General features: G+C 33.8%; 15 protein-coding genes. 5 read left to right on the plus strand and 10 right to left on the minus strand.

Translation table 11 applies throughout. From position 1 onward, the window contains the following. Positions 1-60: 60 nt before the first annotated feature. Positions 61-3633, minus strand: coding sequence for a response regulator (locus FLAPXU55_RS12420; RefSeq protein ID WP_180857919.1), 3573 nt, complete (start codon positions 3631-3633; stop codon positions 61-63). Between the two features lie 16 nt (positions 3634-3649). Beyond that, positions 3650-4864, minus strand: a complete 1215-nt coding sequence (locus FLAPXU55_RS12425; protein ID WP_180857925.1) for a hybrid sensor histidine kinase/response regulator — start codon at positions 4862-4864, stop codon at positions 3650-3652. A gap of 373 nt (positions 4865-5237) precedes the next feature. On the opposite strand from FLAPXU55_RS12425, the gene FLAPXU55_RS12430 reads away from it, so the two are divergent. Further along, the gene (locus FLAPXU55_RS12430) at positions 5238-6086 is read left to right on the plus strand and encodes an SDR family oxidoreductase (RefSeq protein WP_180857927.1); all 849 of its coding nucleotides are present in this window, start codon (positions 5238-5240) and stop codon (positions 6084-6086) included. 219 nt (positions 6087-6305) lie between these two features. Beyond that, on the plus strand, positions 6306-6566 hold the full coding sequence (locus FLAPXU55_RS12435) for a SemiSWEET family sugar transporter (protein WP_180857929.1): 261 nt from the start codon (positions 6306-6308) through the stop codon (positions 6564-6566). 480 nt (positions 6567-7046) lie between these two features. Here FLAPXU55_RS12435 and FLAPXU55_RS12440 read toward each other — a convergent pair whose 3' ends face one another. Next, on the minus strand, positions 7047-7841 hold the full coding sequence (locus FLAPXU55_RS12440; protein ID WP_180857931.1) for a hypothetical protein: 795 nt from the start codon (positions 7839-7841) through the stop codon (positions 7047-7049). Positions 7842-8206: 365 nt separating this feature from the next. Next, a complete protein-coding gene (locus FLAPXU55_RS12445; RefSeq protein ID WP_053472243.1) occupies positions 8207-8545 on the minus strand; it encodes a hypothetical protein in 339 nt (112 codons plus the stop codon). Between the two features lie 224 nt (positions 8546-8769). Here FLAPXU55_RS12445 and FLAPXU55_RS12450 point away from each other — a divergent pair, with 224 nt between their 5' ends. Beyond that, entirely contained in the window at positions 8770-11976 is a 3207-nt protein-coding gene (locus FLAPXU55_RS12450) for a PAS domain-containing protein (protein WP_180857939.1), read from the plus strand. 58 nt (positions 11977-12034) lie between these two features. Here FLAPXU55_RS12450 and FLAPXU55_RS12455 read toward each other — a convergent pair whose 3' ends face one another. Then, positions 12035-12466, minus strand: coding sequence for a response regulator (locus FLAPXU55_RS12455; protein WP_082356426.1), 432 nt, complete (start codon positions 12464-12466; stop codon positions 12035-12037). Positions 12467-12676: 210 nt separating this feature from the next. Between FLAPXU55_RS12455 and FLAPXU55_RS12460 the strand changes: the two genes are divergently transcribed. Then, positions 12677-13177 (plus strand): pyridoxamine 5'-phosphate oxidase family protein, encoded by a 501-nt coding sequence (locus FLAPXU55_RS12460; RefSeq protein ID WP_180857941.1) that lies wholly within the window; start codon positions 12677-12679, stop codon positions 13175-13177. A gap of 185 nt (positions 13178-13362) precedes the next feature. On the opposite strand, the gene FLAPXU55_RS12465 is transcribed toward FLAPXU55_RS12460, so the two are convergent. From FLAPXU55_RS12465 to FLAPXU55_RS12480, 4 genes are all read right to left on the minus strand, one after another. Next, entirely contained in the window at positions 13363-13677 is a 315-nt protein-coding gene (locus FLAPXU55_RS12465; RefSeq protein ID WP_180857943.1) for a GIY-YIG nuclease family protein, read from the minus strand. Positions 13678-13843: 166 nt separating this feature from the next. Then, a complete protein-coding gene (locus FLAPXU55_RS12470; RefSeq protein ID WP_180857945.1) occupies positions 13844-14557 on the minus strand; it encodes a DUF72 domain-containing protein in 714 nt (237 codons plus the stop codon). After that, positions 14554-15285 carry a DNA-formamidopyrimidine glycosylase family protein gene (locus FLAPXU55_RS12475; protein ID WP_180857947.1) on the minus strand — a complete coding sequence of 244 codons (732 nt, stop codon included), beginning with the start codon at positions 15283-15285 and terminating at the stop codon, positions 14554-14556. Before FLAPXU55_RS12475 ends, FLAPXU55_RS12470 begins: the two co-directional genes overlap by 4 nt. Positions 15286-15362: 77 nt before the next feature. Continuing rightward, positions 15363-15935, minus strand: coding sequence for a YciE/YciF ferroxidase family protein (locus FLAPXU55_RS12480; protein ID WP_180857949.1), 573 nt, complete (start codon positions 15933-15935; stop codon positions 15363-15365). A 187-nt stretch (positions 15936-16122) separates the two neighbouring features. On the opposite strand from FLAPXU55_RS12480, the gene FLAPXU55_RS12485 reads away from it, so the two are divergent. After that, positions 16123-16671: a hypothetical protein gene (locus FLAPXU55_RS12485; protein ID WP_180857951.1), complete on the plus strand. Its 549-nt coding sequence runs from the start codon at positions 16123-16125 to the stop codon at positions 16669-16671. A gap of 800 nt (positions 16672-17471) precedes the next feature. Here the strand turns inward: FLAPXU55_RS12485 and FLAPXU55_RS12490 are convergent. Then, positions 17472-17879, minus strand: coding sequence for a helix-turn-helix transcriptional regulator (locus tag FLAPXU55_RS12490; protein WP_180857953.1), 408 nt, complete (start codon positions 17877-17879; stop codon positions 17472-17474). Positions 17880-18126 lie beyond the last annotated feature (247 nt).

The following is an 18126-nucleotide window of genomic DNA, read 5'->3' on the forward strand; positions in this document are numbered from 1 at the left end:
TATTATCTCAATTTTTGAATCCTTTTAATCTGTGAAATCTGTGGCATAAACTTTTATCTATTAAACTTTATCGTACAGCCAAACTCGCAATAACGATAATAACTGGTCAACATCTACTGGTTTTGTAATATAATCTGATGCTCCGGCTTTTATACATTTTTCCCTGTCGCCTGTCATTGCTTTTGCGGTTACGGCAATTACAGGTAAATTTAAAAACTTAGGATTGGCACGTATTTTCTCGGCTGCTTCGTAACCGTCCATATGCGGCATCATCATATCTAATAAAACGACATCGGTATCTGGATTTTCGCTTAGAACTTTAATGGCATCATTTCCATCAAAAGCCGTAATAATCGTCATTTTAAATACTTCTAAAGCTTTTGTAAGCGAATAAATATTACGAACATCATCATCAACAATCAGCACTTTTTTATCGTGCAGAATGTTGTTTAGTAAATTTAGCTTTTTATGCCCTTCTTTTTTGTCTTTTCCTTCCTTTTTATCTTCTACTAAATGAAGAAAAAGTGAAACCTCATCTAACATTCTTTGGTACGAATGTGCGGTTTTTACAATAATAGAATCTGCATATTTCTTAATTTTTACTTCTTCTTTTAGCGATAAACTTTTTCCTGTAAACACAATTACCGGAAGTTTCTCCAAGCCCGGATTTTTCTTAATGCCATCCAGAATTTGATACGCTTGTTTATCCGGAATTCCCATGTCCAGAATTACACAATCAACTTCTGTTTTATTTAAAGCCTGAATTCCATCTGAAACTTCGCTTTTTATCTCCGAATTGATATTATACGTTTCTAAGAAATAAGATAAGGCTTTGGCATGTTTTGGGTTATCTTCAATAATTAAAACCTTTTGCGCTTCTTTATTAATAATGTGTTCAATTCTTAAAAACACATCCGGAATTTTATCAAATGCCACCGGTTTATCTAAAAAGTCAACTGCACCTTTTAATAAACTTTCCTGTTTCAATTTATGTGATGACATAATATGAACGGGAATATGTTTGGTTTCGGCATGATTTTTTAATTCTTCCAGAACTTCCCAACCGCTTTTTACCGGAAGTTCAATATCTAATAAAACACCTACGGGTTTATACAATAAAGTAAAGTTTAAGGCATGATCGCCTCTTACGGCCACAATTCCTTTATAACCTTTGTTTCGTGAAAAAGCTAAAAGTGATTTTGCAAAATGAATATCATCTTCAACAATTAAAATTACTTTATCTCCTTCTCTTATTTCGTTTCTGTCGTCGTCTATTTCGTCTGGAATAGTTGAGCTGATATATTTTTTTGCAGGCGTTCCTGCTTCGTTTTCAGGTTCCAGTTCTACAAACGCTGTTGGCGGTATTTTCTCCACATTTGTTTTGTAAGGAACAGAACCATAAACCGGAAGACATAATGTAAAGGTACTTCCTTCATTAACTCTACTATGAAGGATAATTTCTCCTTTAAGCAATTTTGCCAATTCCCTGCTGATTGATAATCCTAAACCAGTTCCGCCGTATTTACGTTTTGTTGAACCATCGGCTTGTTGGAAGGCTTCAAAAACAAGCGGCTGTTTCTCTAACGGAATTCCTATTCCGGTATCTTTTACAATAAAGCAGATAATTTTTTCATCGTCTGTATTTATCTTGATTTCGAGTGTTACTTTTCCTTTTTCAGTAAATTTAATAGCGTTCGAAATCAGGTTTTTTAGAATTTGTTCTAAACGCATTTTGTCTGTTTTAATGACAATTGGCGCTTCTTTCGAAATAATTTCAAATTCAATTCCTTTTTCTTTAGCTACAAGATTAAAGAGATTCCAAAGTGTGTCTGTGATTTCTTTAGTTGAGATATCTAAAAATTCCAATTCCATTTTACCCGCTTCGATTTTAGATAAATCCAGAATTTCATCAATTAAACCTAATAAACTGTTTCCAGAACTCTGAATAACTTTAGCAAACTCAATTTCTTCATTGTTCATGCTTTTGTTATTGTTCTCTGATAATAAACGGCTTAAAAGCAAAATTGAATTAAGAGGCGTTCTTAATTCGTGCGACATATTAGCCAAAAACTCTGATTTGTAACGTGTTGTTAATTCTAAAGCTTCTGATTTCTTTTGAATTTCATTGTTTTTTTCTTCCAATAAAACACTTCTTTCAGAAAGTTCTTCGTTGGTTTGTTCCAATTCTTCCTGCTGTACACGCAATTCTTCTTCAGAAGCCTGCAGTTTTTCAGTCTGTGCTTCTAATTCGGCATTAATCGCTTCCAGTTCGCTGTGCTGTGTCTGAAGTTCTTCTGACTGAGATTTTGTTTCTTCCAGCAGTTCTAATACTCTTTTTCTGTTTTGAGTTGATTTTAAGGCAATTCCAATGTTATTGGCAACTGTTCGTAAAAACTCTAAATGCAACTCCGAAAAACCGTAAATACTCGCTAATTCAACCGCACCTTCAATTTTGTTATCCTGCAGCGGAACCGCCACAATATGCGTAGGTTTTACTTGTCCTAAAGCATAATTAATTTGAATATCATCTGCAGATAATGTCTTTAATTCTAATATTTTTCCAGATGAAATAGCCTGACCTATCAAACCTTCGCCTTTTCGAATGCGTTCGCGGCTTTTACTCGGTATATAGCTATATCCACCAGAAGATACTAATTCGTTTTCTTCAATAACATACAAAACTCCTGCGCTGCTATTGGTATATTGGCATAAAAACTCAATAATATCTTTAGAAAGCTTTTGTAGTGTTTTTTCGCCCAGCATTGCATTATTCAACTCTGCAACTCCGGTTTGAAGCCATTCTTTTTGAGAAAGAAGTTCAAATGAGTTTTTAAGGGAAACTCCCATTGTGTTCAACGATTCTCCTACGCTTCCAAGTGCATCTGCTTTTGTATCGTCTACACGAATATCGTAGTTTCCTTTTGAAATATTGGTTGCAATGCTGCTGATTGCTTCAATTCTTTGTGCTGTTTCAATATCCTTTTTCTCCAGTTCTTTTTGTAATGCTGAACGTTCGTTGTAATCTTTTAGGATTCTGATCAGGAAGACAATCGAAATAATGAAAGCGATGAAAAAGGCGACTATAATTAAAATTAAACTATAATTACCATAACGCTCAGAATTTGAATTTCGTTCTTCCAGAAGCTTTTGTTCTGTGTTTTCTATTTTTTTGATAACCGCTCGTATGTCGTTCATCATTATCCTGCCTTCATTTAAGTCAAAGACAAGAGTTTCCTTGTTTAAACGCTTTTTTACGATTTGATTATTCAGGTATTTAAAGAACCCGGAACGTTTAGATGCTAAGTCGGTTAACAGTTTTTGCTGTGGAGGATTATCTGCTGTAAGCTCTTCCAGCTTTTCAAAGTAAGTATTTGATTTGGATTCAGATTCATTAAACCGGTCTACAAACTGTTCGTCACCAGTTAATAAATAGCCACGCATATTCGTTTGGGCTTCTGTAATAATGGCCGAACCTTCGTTTAAGTTGTAAATAACATCCTGGGTATGATTTACCCAGAAATTACTGTTTAACAAACTTTTGATGCTTATAAAGGAAGCAACAGAACTAATTGTTAACACTAATAATGAAACTAATGAACTGATTAGCAGATTTCTTTTAAAGTTACCATTCATGGTTTTAAAGTGTATTTTATTCGTATTTTAGGGGAAGAACTATAATAAAGCTGGCGCCTTTGCCTACTTCACTTTTTGCCGTTATTAATCCGTTGTGTTTTTCTATAATTTTTTTTGCGATTGCCAGACCAATTCCGGTTCCTTCATAAGTCTGTCGGTCGTTTAAACTCTGGAAAATAATGAAAATTCGGTCCAGATAAATTTCATCAAAACCAATTCCGTTATCTTTTACCACAATTCTGCAATACTTTCCTTCCGGCGCAGTTGGACTGTCAAACGATTTATCGGCAATTAATTCGGCCGTAATTTCAATTAATGGAGGTTCATCACCGCCTGAGAATTTAAGGGCGTTTCCAATTAAATTTTGAAATACCTGCCTTAACTGGCTCGGAATACTGTCTATTGTGGGGAGTTCTGTAGCTTTTACAATCGCATTTTTTCTTTCAATCAAATAATCAAAATCCGAAAGAACTTCCTGTAAAACCACATTAAGATCTGTAACTTCCGGTTTAACCTGTGCTGATAATCTGGAATAGGCAAGAAGATCTGTAATAAGGGTCTGCATTCTTTCGGCAGATTTTATGGTTCTGTCGACATAATCAATTCCTTTTTCATCTTCTTTTAAGTAAAGTTCCTTGATTATTTTAATAAAAATCTGGATTTTCCTTATAGGTTCATTTAAATCGTGCGATACTACCCAGGCAAACTGCTGTAATTCGTGATTTTTCATCTCTAATTCTTCATTTTTCAAAACCAGTTCTTTGGTTCTTTCCGCGATTTTGATTTCGAGATTATCCTGCGCTTCTTTTCTAATTTTGATTTCTTTAGAAAGAAGGTCTTTTATACCTTTTAGTTCATTTTGCTGTTCATAGATTTTGATGAAGGTTTTTACCTTCAGCATCAATAAATCCGTATCAACAGGTTTTGTAATGTATTCTACCGCGCCGCTTTCATATCCTTTAAAGATGTATTTTTTTTCGATGTTTAATGCCGAAAGAAAAATTACGGGAATGTCTTTGGTTCGTTTATTTCCAGAAAGAATTTTTACTACTTCGAAGCCGTCAAGTCCGGGCATCTGTACGTCCATAATGATAAGACAGTAGTTTGTTTTTAAGATTTTCTTTAAGGCTTCTTCACCAGATTCGGCAGTATCTACGTCGATATTGTGCAGTTCTAATGTTTTCTTTAAGGCAATAATATTTGCCTTGATATCATCAACAATTAATACCATGCTGTTATGGGGAATAAAGCGTTACTAGTTAAAAAATATTGAATCATTGGTTTGAAAAGGTTCTTATTTAAAATATCTGATCCTATTTTAAATATGGTTAGTCAAAACTTTCAAATTTAGAAAAAAAACAAGCATTCAGTTTTACATCGGTATTTAATTCGTTACATAATTCCCATGTTTTTATTCCTAATTAAATTGAATTTATGAAAGTCAGCTTATTAAAAATTTACCCATTTGAAAAAAATTAAAACAATTATAGCTTTTTTCTTTCTTTTTTAATTTATAGAGGTAATCAAAATTTTATTAGAGCCCTGTTTTGATTGGTCAATCTGCTAATTTTAATCAATAGAATTTGTTTTTAAAAGTACATGTTATGAAAAAGCCTAAAACATTTCCGGAGCAAAAACAAGAGCTTCCCGGAAACGAACATAAAATGAATCCCGAACCGGAAATTATAAGAGAGAACTACACGGGAAGCGGAAAACTTCTTGGTAAAACTGCTTTTATAACCGGCGGTGACAGCGGAATTGGCCGAAGCGCTGCCGTACATTTTGCACGTGAAGGTGCCAATATTGCCATTGTTTATTTAAAAGAAGATAAAGATGCGAAGGAAACAAAAGCAATGGTTGAAAAAGAAGGTCAGCAATGTCTGCTTATAAGCTGTGACTTGAAGGATGAGAAATTCTGTAAAGAAGCTATTAAAAAATGCGTTACAACTTTTAAAACCATAAATGTTTTAGTGAATAATGCAGCTATTCAATTTCCGCAAAACGAACTGGAAAAAATTACCGCTGCGCAATTGCATAAAACATTTGAAACTAATATTTATCCGTATTTCTATATTACAAAAGCGGCACTTCCGTATTTAAAAGAAGGCGATACGATTATCAATACAAGTTCTGTAACTGCATATCGCGGCAGCGAACATTTAGTTGACTATTCGAGTACAAAAGGTGCTATTGTAAGTTTTACAAGATCATTGTCGACCATGCTTGCCAAAAGAAAAATCAGGGTAAACGGCGTTGCGCCAGGGCCAATATGGACGCCTTTGATCGTGGCAAGTTTCGACAAACTTTCAGATTTCGGAAAAGACAATCCAATGGAAAGAGCCGGACAGCCCTCTGAAGTAGGACCTGCGTATGTATTTTTAGCCTGCGAAGACAGCAGTTATATCACCGGACAGTTTATTCATATTAATGGCGGAGAATTAGTTGGTGGATGATAAGATTGCCCACAGATTTTACGGATTGAACAGGTTTACGCTGCTTATTTGTCATTTCGAGGGACGAGAAATCGCACGTGAAAGTCCGCAAAGTAAGGCTCTTCATCATTACTTCGCAGTATAACAAAAAAACAAATCTGTGTAAACCCGTTTAATCCGCAAAACCCGTGGGCAAAAACTTAGAATCTTAGCCTCTCACCCCCCTTAGAACCTTAAAAAATGAACTACATAGACATCATAGGATTATTTGCCGGAGCCTGCATTACACTCTCTACAATTCCGCAGATTTTAAAGGTTTGGAAAACCAAGAAAGTAAAAGATATTTCCCTTAAAACCTTCAGCATTCTTACTTTCGGAATCGCAGTTTGGATTATTTACGGAATTCTAAAAAAGGATCTTCCCATAATAATCACAAACAGTGTTTCCTTATGCCTGAATCTCGTCATGGTTTATTTTATTATTTATTATGAGAAAGAGTAGCTTTTGAGATGCTAAGTTTTTTTGCCCACGGGTTTTGCGGATTAAACCGGTCTGCGCAGGTTTAAATTTGGATTTGTGTTGAGTTTGAATCTCGCAAAGTCGCAGAGTCGCAAAGTTTTTTAAGTTAATAGCGTCCAGCTTTAGCTGGATGGAAAAATTAATTAACGCATAAAAGGGCTTTAGCCAAACCGTAATAGTTTGGCTAAAGCCCTTTTCAAATATTCTTAGACCTCCAGCTAAAGCTGGAGGCAATTTGAAAAACCTTTTTAATCTTTATAATCTGTGGCAAAATAAAAACTTTGCGACTTTGCGAGATTCAAACTCAACACAAATCCAAGTTTAACCTGCGTGAAAAAACAAAACCTGCGCAAACCCGCTCAAATAAGTAAAACCCGTGGGCAAAAAAATCTAAAAATAAAAAAAACAGCTTCTTTAGGAAAAGCTGTTTTTTTCGTAATAGTAGTTAATATATAATGCTTGTTAGCTAGCTAATTTTTGATTGTATGGTTTAAATGAAAAATGATATTTTGCTCTAAGATGTCTTGCTGCAGCCAGCATTTCAGAAAAATTCATGGTTGAAATTCGTTTGATTTCATTAATCGGTTTCATTGCCAGATTAACAACAGGATCAAATGTGCTCAGGTAATTAAAACTGTGCTGCTCTACCTCTATTTCAACAATATTTTTTAGAATACTTTTTTTAAGCAGCGTTCCCACAAGTCCTTTTTGCGGCACTGTTTCGTATTCTTTTATTCTTTTTGAGATTCTTGAATTTTCTTTTCCTATGTAAATATAATTTCCAGAATCGTTTGTAAAATGCTGTTTAACCTGATTGGTCAATTCTACATTTTTGTTTTCAATTGTTGGCATTCCAAGTAATGTAAACTGAATATGTTTATGGCTTTCAAAATACAATACACTATTGATAACCGAAGAATTGCTTAAAACAGCCGATTGCTTTTTGCTTAAAACTTTCTTTTCTCCATTTGCGCCAAAACTATGGCTTACGTTTCCGTTTTCGCAGTAAACAAAAAACACAGGTGCGCTTTTAAAAGATTCGATACTCAAACTAACTTCTTCATTAAATTCAAGATCAAAATGCATAAACAGGACTTTATCATCAAATCTATTTCCTTTAATAGAGCCTTTTGTCCATTTTGATTTAATATCTAAATTATATTCATTGTTATTCGCTGTAAGCTGACCATTAAAACTATCTTTTAAGTCGTTAAAAACAGCATCAAATCCTCCGGTATTTATGTAAAGTTTTTTCATTTGCTTTGGTTTAAGAAAAGTATTTTGTATTTATTTACGTACAAAAACAACTTTTAGTTTTTTACTCATTTTCTATAACCCAAATTTCGTACTTCTTGCAAATCAAATCCTTATACAATTTCAATCAGAAATTTCATAATTTTTAGCTGCACAGCAACAAAGGTTCAAAGGGACAGAGAAACAAAGGTTTCCCTCTCAATACTTTAGAAAGACGCACTGCAGTGCGTCTCTACAAAACCTCTGAACCTTTGAACCTCTGTCCCTTTGAACCTTTAGCGAAGCTCATAAAAAGAAAAAACAGCTGCTCCAGAATAAATCTGGAACAACTGCTCCTCAGCAAAATAAAAATACTTATCTATTTTATTTTATGTAAGTTCACTTATGTCTGCATTTTTTGAATAATTTTTCTTCGGAATATCTTTAAAAAATTCGGCTTCTTCTAAATCTGCTGTTGGGCCGTATCCTAATAAATGAGTTCCTTTTTCCTGATCTTTTGTTTCAATAATATATAAAATTGACATATCATCCGGATCGCTCATTCCTTCATAACGATGATGCGCTACAATATATATTTCATCTGGCTTGTAAGCATATTTAGTTTCTGAATCAATTAAACAGCCATTGTCGAATAAATAATTCTTTGTATAGCCTTCATCCTGATATTTCTTTATATAGTCGGTTTCGTGTTTTTGTTCTTTTTTCATGATTTTGTAATTTAAGATTAGTTGATAATCTTTGTTAATTCAAATTTCATCATTAAAATCAATGAAAATTAACTCTATTAATTTTAATGTTAGCTCATTCAAAAAACGGAAAACAAATCAAAATTTATTTTTATAATTTTAGGTTTTAATCTGAAAAACTTTAGAAAACACTATATTAATTACACAAAATTTATTGTTTGAATCAAAACAAAAACAAATTTTTAATGAACAATACAAACCAAGATTTCATGGCAAAAGGAGGCGAAATGGGTGCATTAACCCGTGCCAAAGACTGGAGCAAAACTCCTGTTGGTGCTGTCGACACATGGCCGCAGAGTCTTCGTACTACTTTAGGAATTCTGCTGAACTCAAAATTCCCCATGTTTTTGTTTTGGGGACCAGAACATATTTGTTTTTATAATGATGCCTATCGTCCAAGTCTTGGAAACGATGGAAAGCATCCCGCTATATTAGGTCAAAAAGGTGCTGAATACTGGCCGGAAATCTGGGATTTTATTGGTCCGCTGATTGATCAGGTTTTAACAGAAGGCGAAGCAACATGGCATGAAGATTTATTACTGCCTATTTACCGAAACGGAAAAATGGAAGATGTTTACTGGACTTTCAGCTACAGTCCGGTTACAAATGATGATGGTAAAATTGACGGTGTTTTGGTGATCTGCAATGAAACTACAGATAAGGTAAACATTCACAAAAATTTAGAAGAAAGCAATAAACGCTACAGAAACAATATTCTTCAGGCACCAAATGCAATGTGTATTTTTAGAGGAAAAGATTATGTTGTTGAAATTGCAAATGAACCTATGCTGGAATTTTGGGAACGTAAAGAAGATGAAGTTCTCAACAAGCCTATTTTTGAATCAATTCCTGAAGCTGCGGGACAGGGTTTAGAAGATATTCTTTTGAATGTTTATAATACCGGTGAAAGATTTACAGCTAATGAACTTCCGGTAAAACTAACCCGAAATGGCAAAATTGTAGATACTTTTGTAAATGTTGTTTACGAAGCTTTAAAAGAACCCGACGGATCGATCTCTGGAATTGTTGCCATTGCAAACGATGTTACGCTTCAGGTTACAGCACGCAATACAATTGAAGAAAGCGAAAAACGATTTAAGAATATTGTAAAACAAGTTCCGCTTGGAATCGCCATTCTGAAAGGCAAGGATTTGCTGGTCGAAATGGCTAATGAAACATACTTGCAAATTGTAGATAAAACCGAAGAACAAACACTTAATAAATCGGCATTTGAATATCTGCCGGAAGCTAAAGAAACCGTTCAGCCTTTGCTTATGCAAGTTTATGAGACCGGAATCCCCTATTTTTCAAATGAATTACTGGTTACTTTAAACCGATACGGAAAACAGGAAGATTGTTATTTCAATTTGGTTTTTCATCCTTTAAGAGAAGAAAACAATGCTATAACAGGCGTTATTGTTGTAGGTTATGAAGTTACAGAATCAATAAAAGCACGTTATTATCTGGCTGAAAGTGAAAAAGCGTTTAGGAACCTTGTAATGCAGTCGCCTATTGCAATGACTATTTTTAAGGGAAAAGACCATATTATTGAGATGGCCAATACAACCCTGCATAATGATATTTGGCAGAAAGACCCAAGTGAAACTATTGGTAAACCTTTATTAGAGGTGTTTCCTGAGCTCTTAGATCAAAAATATCCTCAATTACTTGACGAAGTACTATACGATGGAAAAACGATTCGTGAAAACGAATCTATTGCATATATTGATATTAAAGGCAAATTAGAGAAGTTTTATCTGGATTATCAATATACTCCTTTGTATGAAAAAAATGGAGAGATATCATCGATTATGGTTACCGTAAACGATGTTACAGAAAAAGTAGAAGCCAGAAAAAAGGTCGAAGATGCCGAAGAAAGAGCACGTCTAGCATCTGAAATTGCCGAAATCGTAACCTGGGATTTAAATATTCCAACGCAGGAATTGATTTATTCTGATAATCTGCCAGAGTTGTTTGGTCTTCCAAAAAACTTAAAGATATCACGCCCGCAGGTACTATCCCGAATTCTTCCGGAAGATTTTGACAACATTCAAAAAGCTTACGAAATTGCTTTGCAAACCAATATTTATAAATACGAAGCACGCGTTTTAAAACCAGATGACAGTATTGCCTGGATTCGTGTTCACGGAAAGATCTTTTTTGACGAATTAAAAAATCCTACCAAAATGCTGGGCACCGTAATGGACATTACGGAGGAAAAGAACAGACAGGAAATTTTAATGAAAAGTGAAAAAAAATTCCGTGTTCTTGCAGATTCTATGCCGCAGTTTGTCTGGACAAGTGACACAATGGGAAATCTGGATTATTTCAATCAGTCGCTTTATGATTTTTGCGGGATCACAAAAGCCGATGTCGATCAAAACGGATGGCTGCAGGTGATACATCCTGATGATCGTGAAGAAAATATCAACATCTGGATGCAGTCTATAAAAACGGGAGAAGAATTTTTGTTTGAACATCGTTTTCGCCGTCATGATGGTATATACCGCTGGCAGTTTAGCCGCGCCATTCCGCAGAGAGATCCTGAAGGAAAGATTCAAATGTGGGTTGGTACCAGTTCTGATATTCAGGACCAGAAGGATTTTACAAATCAGCTTGAAAAGCAGGTTCACGATCGAACTGAAGAGCTGGAACTTAAAAACCGGGATCTGATTAATATGAATATCGAACTCCAGTCTTTTGCTTATATTTCAAGTCATGACTTACAGGAACCGCTTCGGAAAATCCAGACTTTTGCGAGTCGTTTAGCAGAGTTGGATGATCAGAATATTTCGGCGAAAGCCAAAACATATTTAGAGCGAATTGAAGTTTCTGCTAAAAGAATGCAGACATTAATTCAGGACCTTCTCACCTATTCCAGAACCAATTCTGCCGAAAGGATTTTTGTAAAAACTAATTTAGATGAAATCGTTGAAGAGGTTTTAATGGATTTTTCGGAACGTATTGAAGAAAAAAATGCTGTTATTGATCTACAGCCTTTGGGAGACGGAACTGTGATGCCTTTTCAATTTCGACAGCTGCTGCATAATTTAATTGGAAACGCACTTAAATTTTCCCGAAAAGATATTCCGCCGCATATTGAAATTAAAGCGCGCAGAGTTCCTGGAAGTGAACTAAATTTTAAAGTTAATTATCCTGAAAAAACATATTTCTGCCTGCGAATAAAAGATAACGGAATTGGCTTTGATAATGAATACAATGAACGAATTTTTGAAGTTTTCCAGCGATTAAATACTGAAAGCGAATTCTCCGGAACCGGAATTGGTCTGGCAATTGTAAAAAAAATTGTCGAAAACCATAAAGGAATTATAAAAGCAAAAAGCGAAAAAGGTCAAGGTGCAACTTTTAAAATTTTCCTGCCAGAGCTATAAAAAAACGCCAAACTCATTTAGTTATAAGTTTGGCGTTTTTTTTATGTTTTAAGTTTAACTACAATTTGTACACAAAAGTCTTTTTGTCCGGAACAAATTCTTTCCAGTTTATGGTAAGCGAATGTTCTATCGATTTTATGATATCTTTCATTAAAACCGGTTTTGTAATAAAATAATTTGCGCCCAGATTAAGACATTTTTCAATAATACCAGGTTCATTTGATGTTGAAAAGATAATCACCGGAATATCACTTTTTTCTTTAGAACCTTTCAGCTCGTTTAATACATCAAAACCGTTCTTTCCCGGCATATTCAAATCTAAGAAAATGACAGTGGGAGTTGGCGGCGGATTATAAACGGCATTTAAGAGCTTTTCTCCACCTGAGTAAGTCTGGAGGTTAATATCTTGTGATAATGACTCTACAGCGTCTGTAAATATGCTTAAATCGTCTTCATCATCATCAGTGTAGAATATTGTCCATTCTTTCATATGTAATTTTGGGTAAATCTGTTTGTCCAAAGATAGTTAAAATTAGCGAAATAAAACAATTTGTTTAGAAATTCTCACAAAATCAGTTAATTGAAATATAATAATTTAAAAATATAATTCTGTAAGCCATTTCATGGCAAAAATCTCAATTTTGTTATACAGCGTTTTAACGCTTTGAATCAAAATATTAAATATAAAAATTATAGAGCCATGGGAGATCATAAAGACCTTACAGAAAATTTAGCTGCTGATAAAATCAAAGAATTAGCAGAAAACATAAAAACGTGCATGTTTTGCACTTACGACAGCTACAGACTGCAGTCACGACCAATGTCTGTTCAAAAAGTAGATGATTTGGGACGTCTTTGGTTTTTATCTGACCGAAACAGTACTCATAATGCAGAGATTACGATGAATCCGCAAGTTGAGTTATTCTTCTCTGAACCGCACGATAAATTCCTGACGATACATGGAACGGCAACTATTTCGTACGACAGGAAAACAATCAAAGAATTATACGACCCAATTATAAAAGTATGGATGCCGGGCGGTGAAGATGATCCCAATTTAAGCGTGATTACCGTAACGCCGGAAGATGGTTATTACTGGAACAACAAAAACGGTAAGATTGTAGCTATTGCAAAAATGACCGCTGCTTTTGTTACCGGGAAAGTTATGGATGACGGTATTGAAGGGAATTTGAAGTTGTAAAAGAAATATTCTCATTTTATGTCATTTCGACGAAGGAGAAATCGCACTAGTACATCGACAAAGATTAAGACATAGTTTTGTCATTTCGACTGAAAGGAGAAATCGCACTCGTGTATCGGCAAAGATTGGCGACTTTCTATGCGGATTTTCGGGTGCGATTTCTCCTTTCAGTCGAAATGACAAACTTATTCAAAATGATAATTAAGGAATTCAAAATTCGGATTAAACTCTTTAATCAATTCAAGTTTTTTCTCTCTCCTCCATTTCTTTAATTCCTTCTCTCTTACGATTGCTTCTTGAATCCAAGTAAATTTTTCATAATAAACCAAATGCTCGATATAGTATTTCGCGGCAAAGGAATTCACTTTTAATTCTATATTTTCTTTGTGTTTAACAAGTCTTGCTTTTAGATTGTTGGTTACCCCAATGTAAAATGTAGAGCGGTTTTGATTTGTAATTATATAAACATAATAGCTGTGAAAGCCAATTTGGGTATTCATTTTTTTTAACGCGAATATACTTATTTTAACATTCAGTTTGTTATTTCGACGAAAGGAGAAATCGCACTCGAAAATCCGCATAGAAAGTCGCCAATCTTTGTCGACATACTAGTGCGATTTCTCCTTTCAGTCGAAATGACAAATCTGAGTCTATAAAAAACAGCTTTTAAATCATAATCCTCTTCATCTCTAAAGCATTCAAAATCCCTGCTTCGCTTGCTGTATTATTAAAATATATAAATCCTGATTTTAAATTAGTTGTGTTTTTTATCTGAAGTAATTCTTCAACTGAATAACTGGAGTAAAACATATTAGGAACTCCGTGTAACCGAATGTAAACCAGCGGAAAATCTTTAAAAATAGTCTGTGGTAATTGCGGGTGACTTACACTGCAAAATGTGATATTATTTTCCATAAAAGCATCCCAAACCTCTTGATTCCACCAGGTTTTATGGCGAAATTCAATTACGTTTTTAAATTTTAAATCCAAATTACTGATAATTTGTTTTAATCTTTCTGAAGTAAAATAATAACTCGGCGGAAACTGAAAAAGCACACAAGCCAGCTTTTCTTTTAAACCATTTTCGCAGACATTATAAAATTCTGAAATCAGGTTTTCACAATCTGAAAATTGTTTGATATGAGTAATTTCTTTGGGCGCTTTTACCGAAAAAAGAAAATTTTCCGGTGCTTTATTGTACCAGTTCGTGAGGATTCTAAGCGTTGGAAACTTATAAAAGCTTCCGTTGAACTCATACGTGCTAAAGTACTGGGAATAAAACTCAAACCATTTCGAGTATGTCAGATTGTCAGGGTAGAAAATTCCCTTCCAATAGCGATTATTGTAACTTGAACATCCTATTAAAATTTCGTTTTTCATTTGTGAAGCTGTTGGCAGTTATTGCAATAAAAACTTCGACGGTTTTTCTTCCCTGTCGGTTCTTTTATGATGGGCAAATTGCATCTTTTGCATTCTTTTTGTGAATAAGCAAGCCAATGTTTTTTGAGTTCAAATTTCTTTTTCCAATACAAAAATTCAAAACTATAAATCGAACATTCGGCTATAAGTTCATCTAATTTTTCCGGCGGAATTTTTCCAACCAAAGATTCAGGATGAATAAAACATCGGTACAAAACTTCATTTTTGATAATATTCCCCACCCCCGAAAATATATTTTGATCTAAAACAGCATCGCAAATCATTTCATTTGGGATTTTATCCAGACTTCGTTTTGCTTTTTTTGGATCCCAATTTTCATTTAAAACATCTGCGCTCCAATCGTAATATTGATTTATCTGCCCTTCTAAAATCTTTACTGAACAGGTATAAAAGTTGATTTCTCCGCTCGAAAACCCTAAATGCAACCTTGGTGCACTATCCTTTTTTTCGTTGATTCTGTAGGTTCCAAACATCATTAAATGGATTTTAACAGTAAAATCTTCAAAACAAATCAGGAAATGTTTTCCCCAGGTTTTAAAAGATAATAGCGTTTTATCCCTTAAACGCTCCAGATCGATACTGGCGTTTCCAGAAACTTCAATTACTTTTTTTCCTGCAAATTGGTGTACTTCTTCTTTTAGAATCAATATTGACGGACCTTCGGGCATAACTTTAGTTTTAATTTTTTAATGAAAAAAAAGTGCAGTTTTTTAGAAACTGCACTTTTTATATACTATTTTAAACCTTATTCTGCTTCTGCAGCTTCAAGATTTACAGCATTTACAGCAACTTCTGTAAGTAGTTTATCAGCTCCTTTTTCTTCATCAAGTGTTTGCTCTAATAAAGCTGCGGCTTCTTCATAACCAAGCGTTTCGGCAAACTGTCTTAAAGTTCCGTAAGTCGCAATTTCATAATGTTCGATTTTTTGACTGGCAGCAATAATTCCGGCATCGCGAACCACACCAATTTCTGTTTCTTCAAGAATTCCTTTTCCTTCTTCGATTAAACCTTCCATTGCATCGCATTTTTTAGCAGTAGCTTTTTTACCAATTAGTTCAAAAACTTTTTCTAAGCGCGTTACGTGTTCTTCTGTTTCGGTTAAATGGTTATTAATAGCGTCGATTAATTCTGCAGAAGTAGCATTTTTAGCCATTGTTGGCAATGCTTTAGTTAATGCTTTTTCTGCCCAGTAAATATCTTTTAAACTATCTTCAAATAATTCTGACAATCCTGCCGCAGCATTCGATTTTGGTTTTGTTACTCCTCTTTTTACTGTTTCTTTTGTTCCAGTACTTTTCTTATCATCCGTAGTTTTCATGGTAATAATTTTTATGATTAATAGTTTGATAAAATTACTTTCTTGATTACCAGTAAGGTTATATGATTCTTTAATTAAATTTCATTCTAAACATCTGTTAATTATGCAATTAGATTTAGTAATTCTATAAGAAAATCTTTATGATTGAGAATTAGATTTGTATATATAACTATTTAAAATTAACATCATGAACACTACAGATAATAGAAATGGTACTTTTCCTAAAGATCCGGGAAGTCCAGATTCAGATAGAAATACGGTTATGAATGAGGAACTTTATGATTTAAATACGAAAGAAACTCAAAACAGCCGCTCAGAAGACGCAGAACGTGGTTATACGGTTCGAAATGGCCATAACCCTAACAAACCTAATCCTGATGAGAGATCGGGCGTTTACGACGACGATTTGGATGATTTAGATGATGATTTCCATAAAGACAGAGATCTTGAAGACAACAACGACGATATTTATGAGGTTGTTTTAGAAGATGAAGATGATTTTGATGAGGAAGATGAGGATGAGTATATCGAAGAAGACTTAGATGAACAAGAACTTGATAAGGTCGAAAACGATGAATTTGATAATCCTGCTGATACTTTTGAAAACAACTTTAATGAAACCGAAGAGGATTTAGAGGACATTGACGACGATGAGGAAGAAGAAGACAGCGAATATATTGAAGACGATGTTCAGGAAGACGATGATTATACAGAAGAAGATAAAAGAAGATTGTAATTTTTTGGAAGATTGAAAGAAAAAAGAGCTGTTTCAAAAGTCGAAACAGCTCTTTTTGTATAAATTATTTTATTTGTTTTTAATGAAAAGCATTTATTATTCCGTCCAGTTATCATTCCGTTAGGAATGTCTCATTGGTAGAAAAAACATGAAATGAGTAGCATTTATGTTCCGTAGGAACATTTGAAATGTTAGATTATAAAAAAACAATGTCAAAATCAAACGTTCCTACAGAACGTAAACTATGATAACAATATTAATTTTTCTACCAACGAGATGTTCCTACGGAACAAGAAATATATAAAAACAAAAATTGTTGCTTTTTGATATCCAGCTATCATTCCGTTAGGAATGTTTCATCGGTAAAAAAAAATAGAGTTCAGTAAGATTTACGTTCCGTAGGAACGTTGAAGCGTTGGATTATTAAAAATTATAGAAAAATCAAACGTTCCTATGGAACGTAAACCATAATAAAATATAATTTTTCTACCGACGAAATGTTCCTACGGAACAAGAAATATATAAAAACAAAAATTGTTGCTTTTTGATATCCAGCTATCATTCCGTTAGGAATGTTTCATTGGTAGAAAAAAAATAGAGTTCAATAAGATTTACGTTCCGTAGGAACGTTTGAACCGCTGGATTATTAAAAATTATAGAAAATCAAACGTTCCTATGGAACGTAAACCATAATAAAATATAATTTTTCTACCGACGAAATGTTCCTACGGAACAAAGAAATATATAAAATAAAAAAACCGTTAAGAATTATACTTAACGGTTTTTTTATGATTTAAATCTTATTTTGAATTCAATAATTTCTCTAAATAAGATATTTTTTCTCTTTCAGATTCTAATAAACGTTCATATAAACTTTTATTTTCTTCGAAAGATTCAACCAGTTTGTCTAAAGGATTAAAAGTACAATAATGATTTCCAACAGTTCCTTGGCTATTATCATAAAAAGTATTAAAGTATGTGAAAACCGCTTCTTCAGAGAAATTTTTAATTGCTTCCACGCTCAAGCCCAAAACTTTTGCAATTTCAATCAATTTTTCTTCATCAACTGTTTCGCTGTTTTCAATTGCAGAAATCGTTTGTTGGCTGGTTCCTAAAGCTTGCGCAAGCGCTTCTTGCTTCATGTCTTTTAGTTCACGAAGACGGCTTATTTTTCGCCCTATATGGTTTGATCTTGTTTGTGTGCTCATAGTTCAAAGATAATAATTTGAAGTAAAAAAATAAAAAATATGTATGATACTAGATTTTTCAAGTACGATACCGATAAAATGCTCCGTTTCCAGAATTGGGCAAATTTACATTATGAGCAAAAATACAATTTTTCAGACAAATTATATTTGACTAGTCCTAAATAATCGATACAGATTTAATTAGACAAAAATATTTAATTAAGCACCTGCAATAAGTTTTTTGCAGGTGTTTTTTCTTTTATAGGTT

It is taken from the genome of Flavobacterium panici (genome assembly GCF_903819335.1).
Lineage (GTDB): Bacteria > Bacteroidota > Bacteroidia > Flavobacteriales > Flavobacteriaceae > Flavobacterium > Flavobacterium panici.

Bases quoted from the DNA above. Each gene is read 5' to 3' on its own strand.
- FLAPXU55_RS12420 (WP_180857919.1), bottom strand. From the start codon at position 3,633: ATGAATGGTAACTTTAAAAGAAATCTGCTAATCAGTTCATTAGTTTCA.
- FLAPXU55_RS12425 (WP_180857925.1), bottom strand. From the start codon at position 4,864: ATGGTATTAATTGTTGATGATATCAAGGCAAATATTATTGCCTTAAAG.
- FLAPXU55_RS12430 (WP_180857927.1), top strand. From the start codon at position 5,238: ATGAAAAAGCCTAAAACATTTCCGGAGCAAAAACAAGAGCTTCCCGGA.
- FLAPXU55_RS12435 (WP_180857929.1), top strand. From the start codon at position 6,306: ATGAACTACATAGACATCATAGGATTATTTGCCGGAGCCTGCATTACA.
- FLAPXU55_RS12440 (WP_180857931.1), bottom strand. From the start codon at position 7,841: ATGAAAAAACTTTACATAAATACCGGAGGATTTGATGCTGTTTTTAAC.
- FLAPXU55_RS12445 (WP_053472243.1), bottom strand. From the start codon at position 8,545: ATGAAAAAAGAACAAAAACACGAAACCGACTATATAAAGAAATATCAG.
- FLAPXU55_RS12450 (WP_180857939.1), top strand. From the start codon at position 8,770: ATGAACAATACAAACCAAGATTTCATGGCAAAAGGAGGCGAAATGGGT.
- FLAPXU55_RS12455 (WP_082356426.1), bottom strand. From the start codon at position 12,466: ATGAAAGAATGGACAATATTCTACACTGATGATGATGAAGACGATTTA.
- FLAPXU55_RS12460 (WP_180857941.1), top strand. From the start codon at position 12,677: ATGGGAGATCATAAAGACCTTACAGAAAATTTAGCTGCTGATAAAATC.
- FLAPXU55_RS12465 (WP_180857943.1), bottom strand. From the start codon at position 13,677: ATGAATACCCAAATTGGCTTTCACAGCTATTATGTTTATATAATTACA.
- FLAPXU55_RS12470 (WP_180857945.1), bottom strand. From the start codon at position 14,557: ATGAAAAACGAAATTTTAATAGGATGTTCAAGTTACAATAATCGCTAT.
- FLAPXU55_RS12475 (WP_180857947.1), bottom strand. From the start codon at position 15,285: ATGCCCGAAGGTCCGTCAATATTGATTCTAAAAGAAGAAGTACACCAA.
- FLAPXU55_RS12480 (WP_180857949.1), bottom strand. From the start codon at position 15,935: ATGAAAACTACGGATGATAAGAAAAGTACTGGAACAAAAGAAACAGTA.
- FLAPXU55_RS12485 (WP_180857951.1), top strand. From the start codon at position 16,123: ATGAACACTACAGATAATAGAAATGGTACTTTTCCTAAAGATCCGGGA.
- FLAPXU55_RS12490 (WP_180857953.1), bottom strand. From the start codon at position 17,879: ATGAGCACACAAACAAGATCAAACCATATAGGGCGAAAAATAAGCCGT.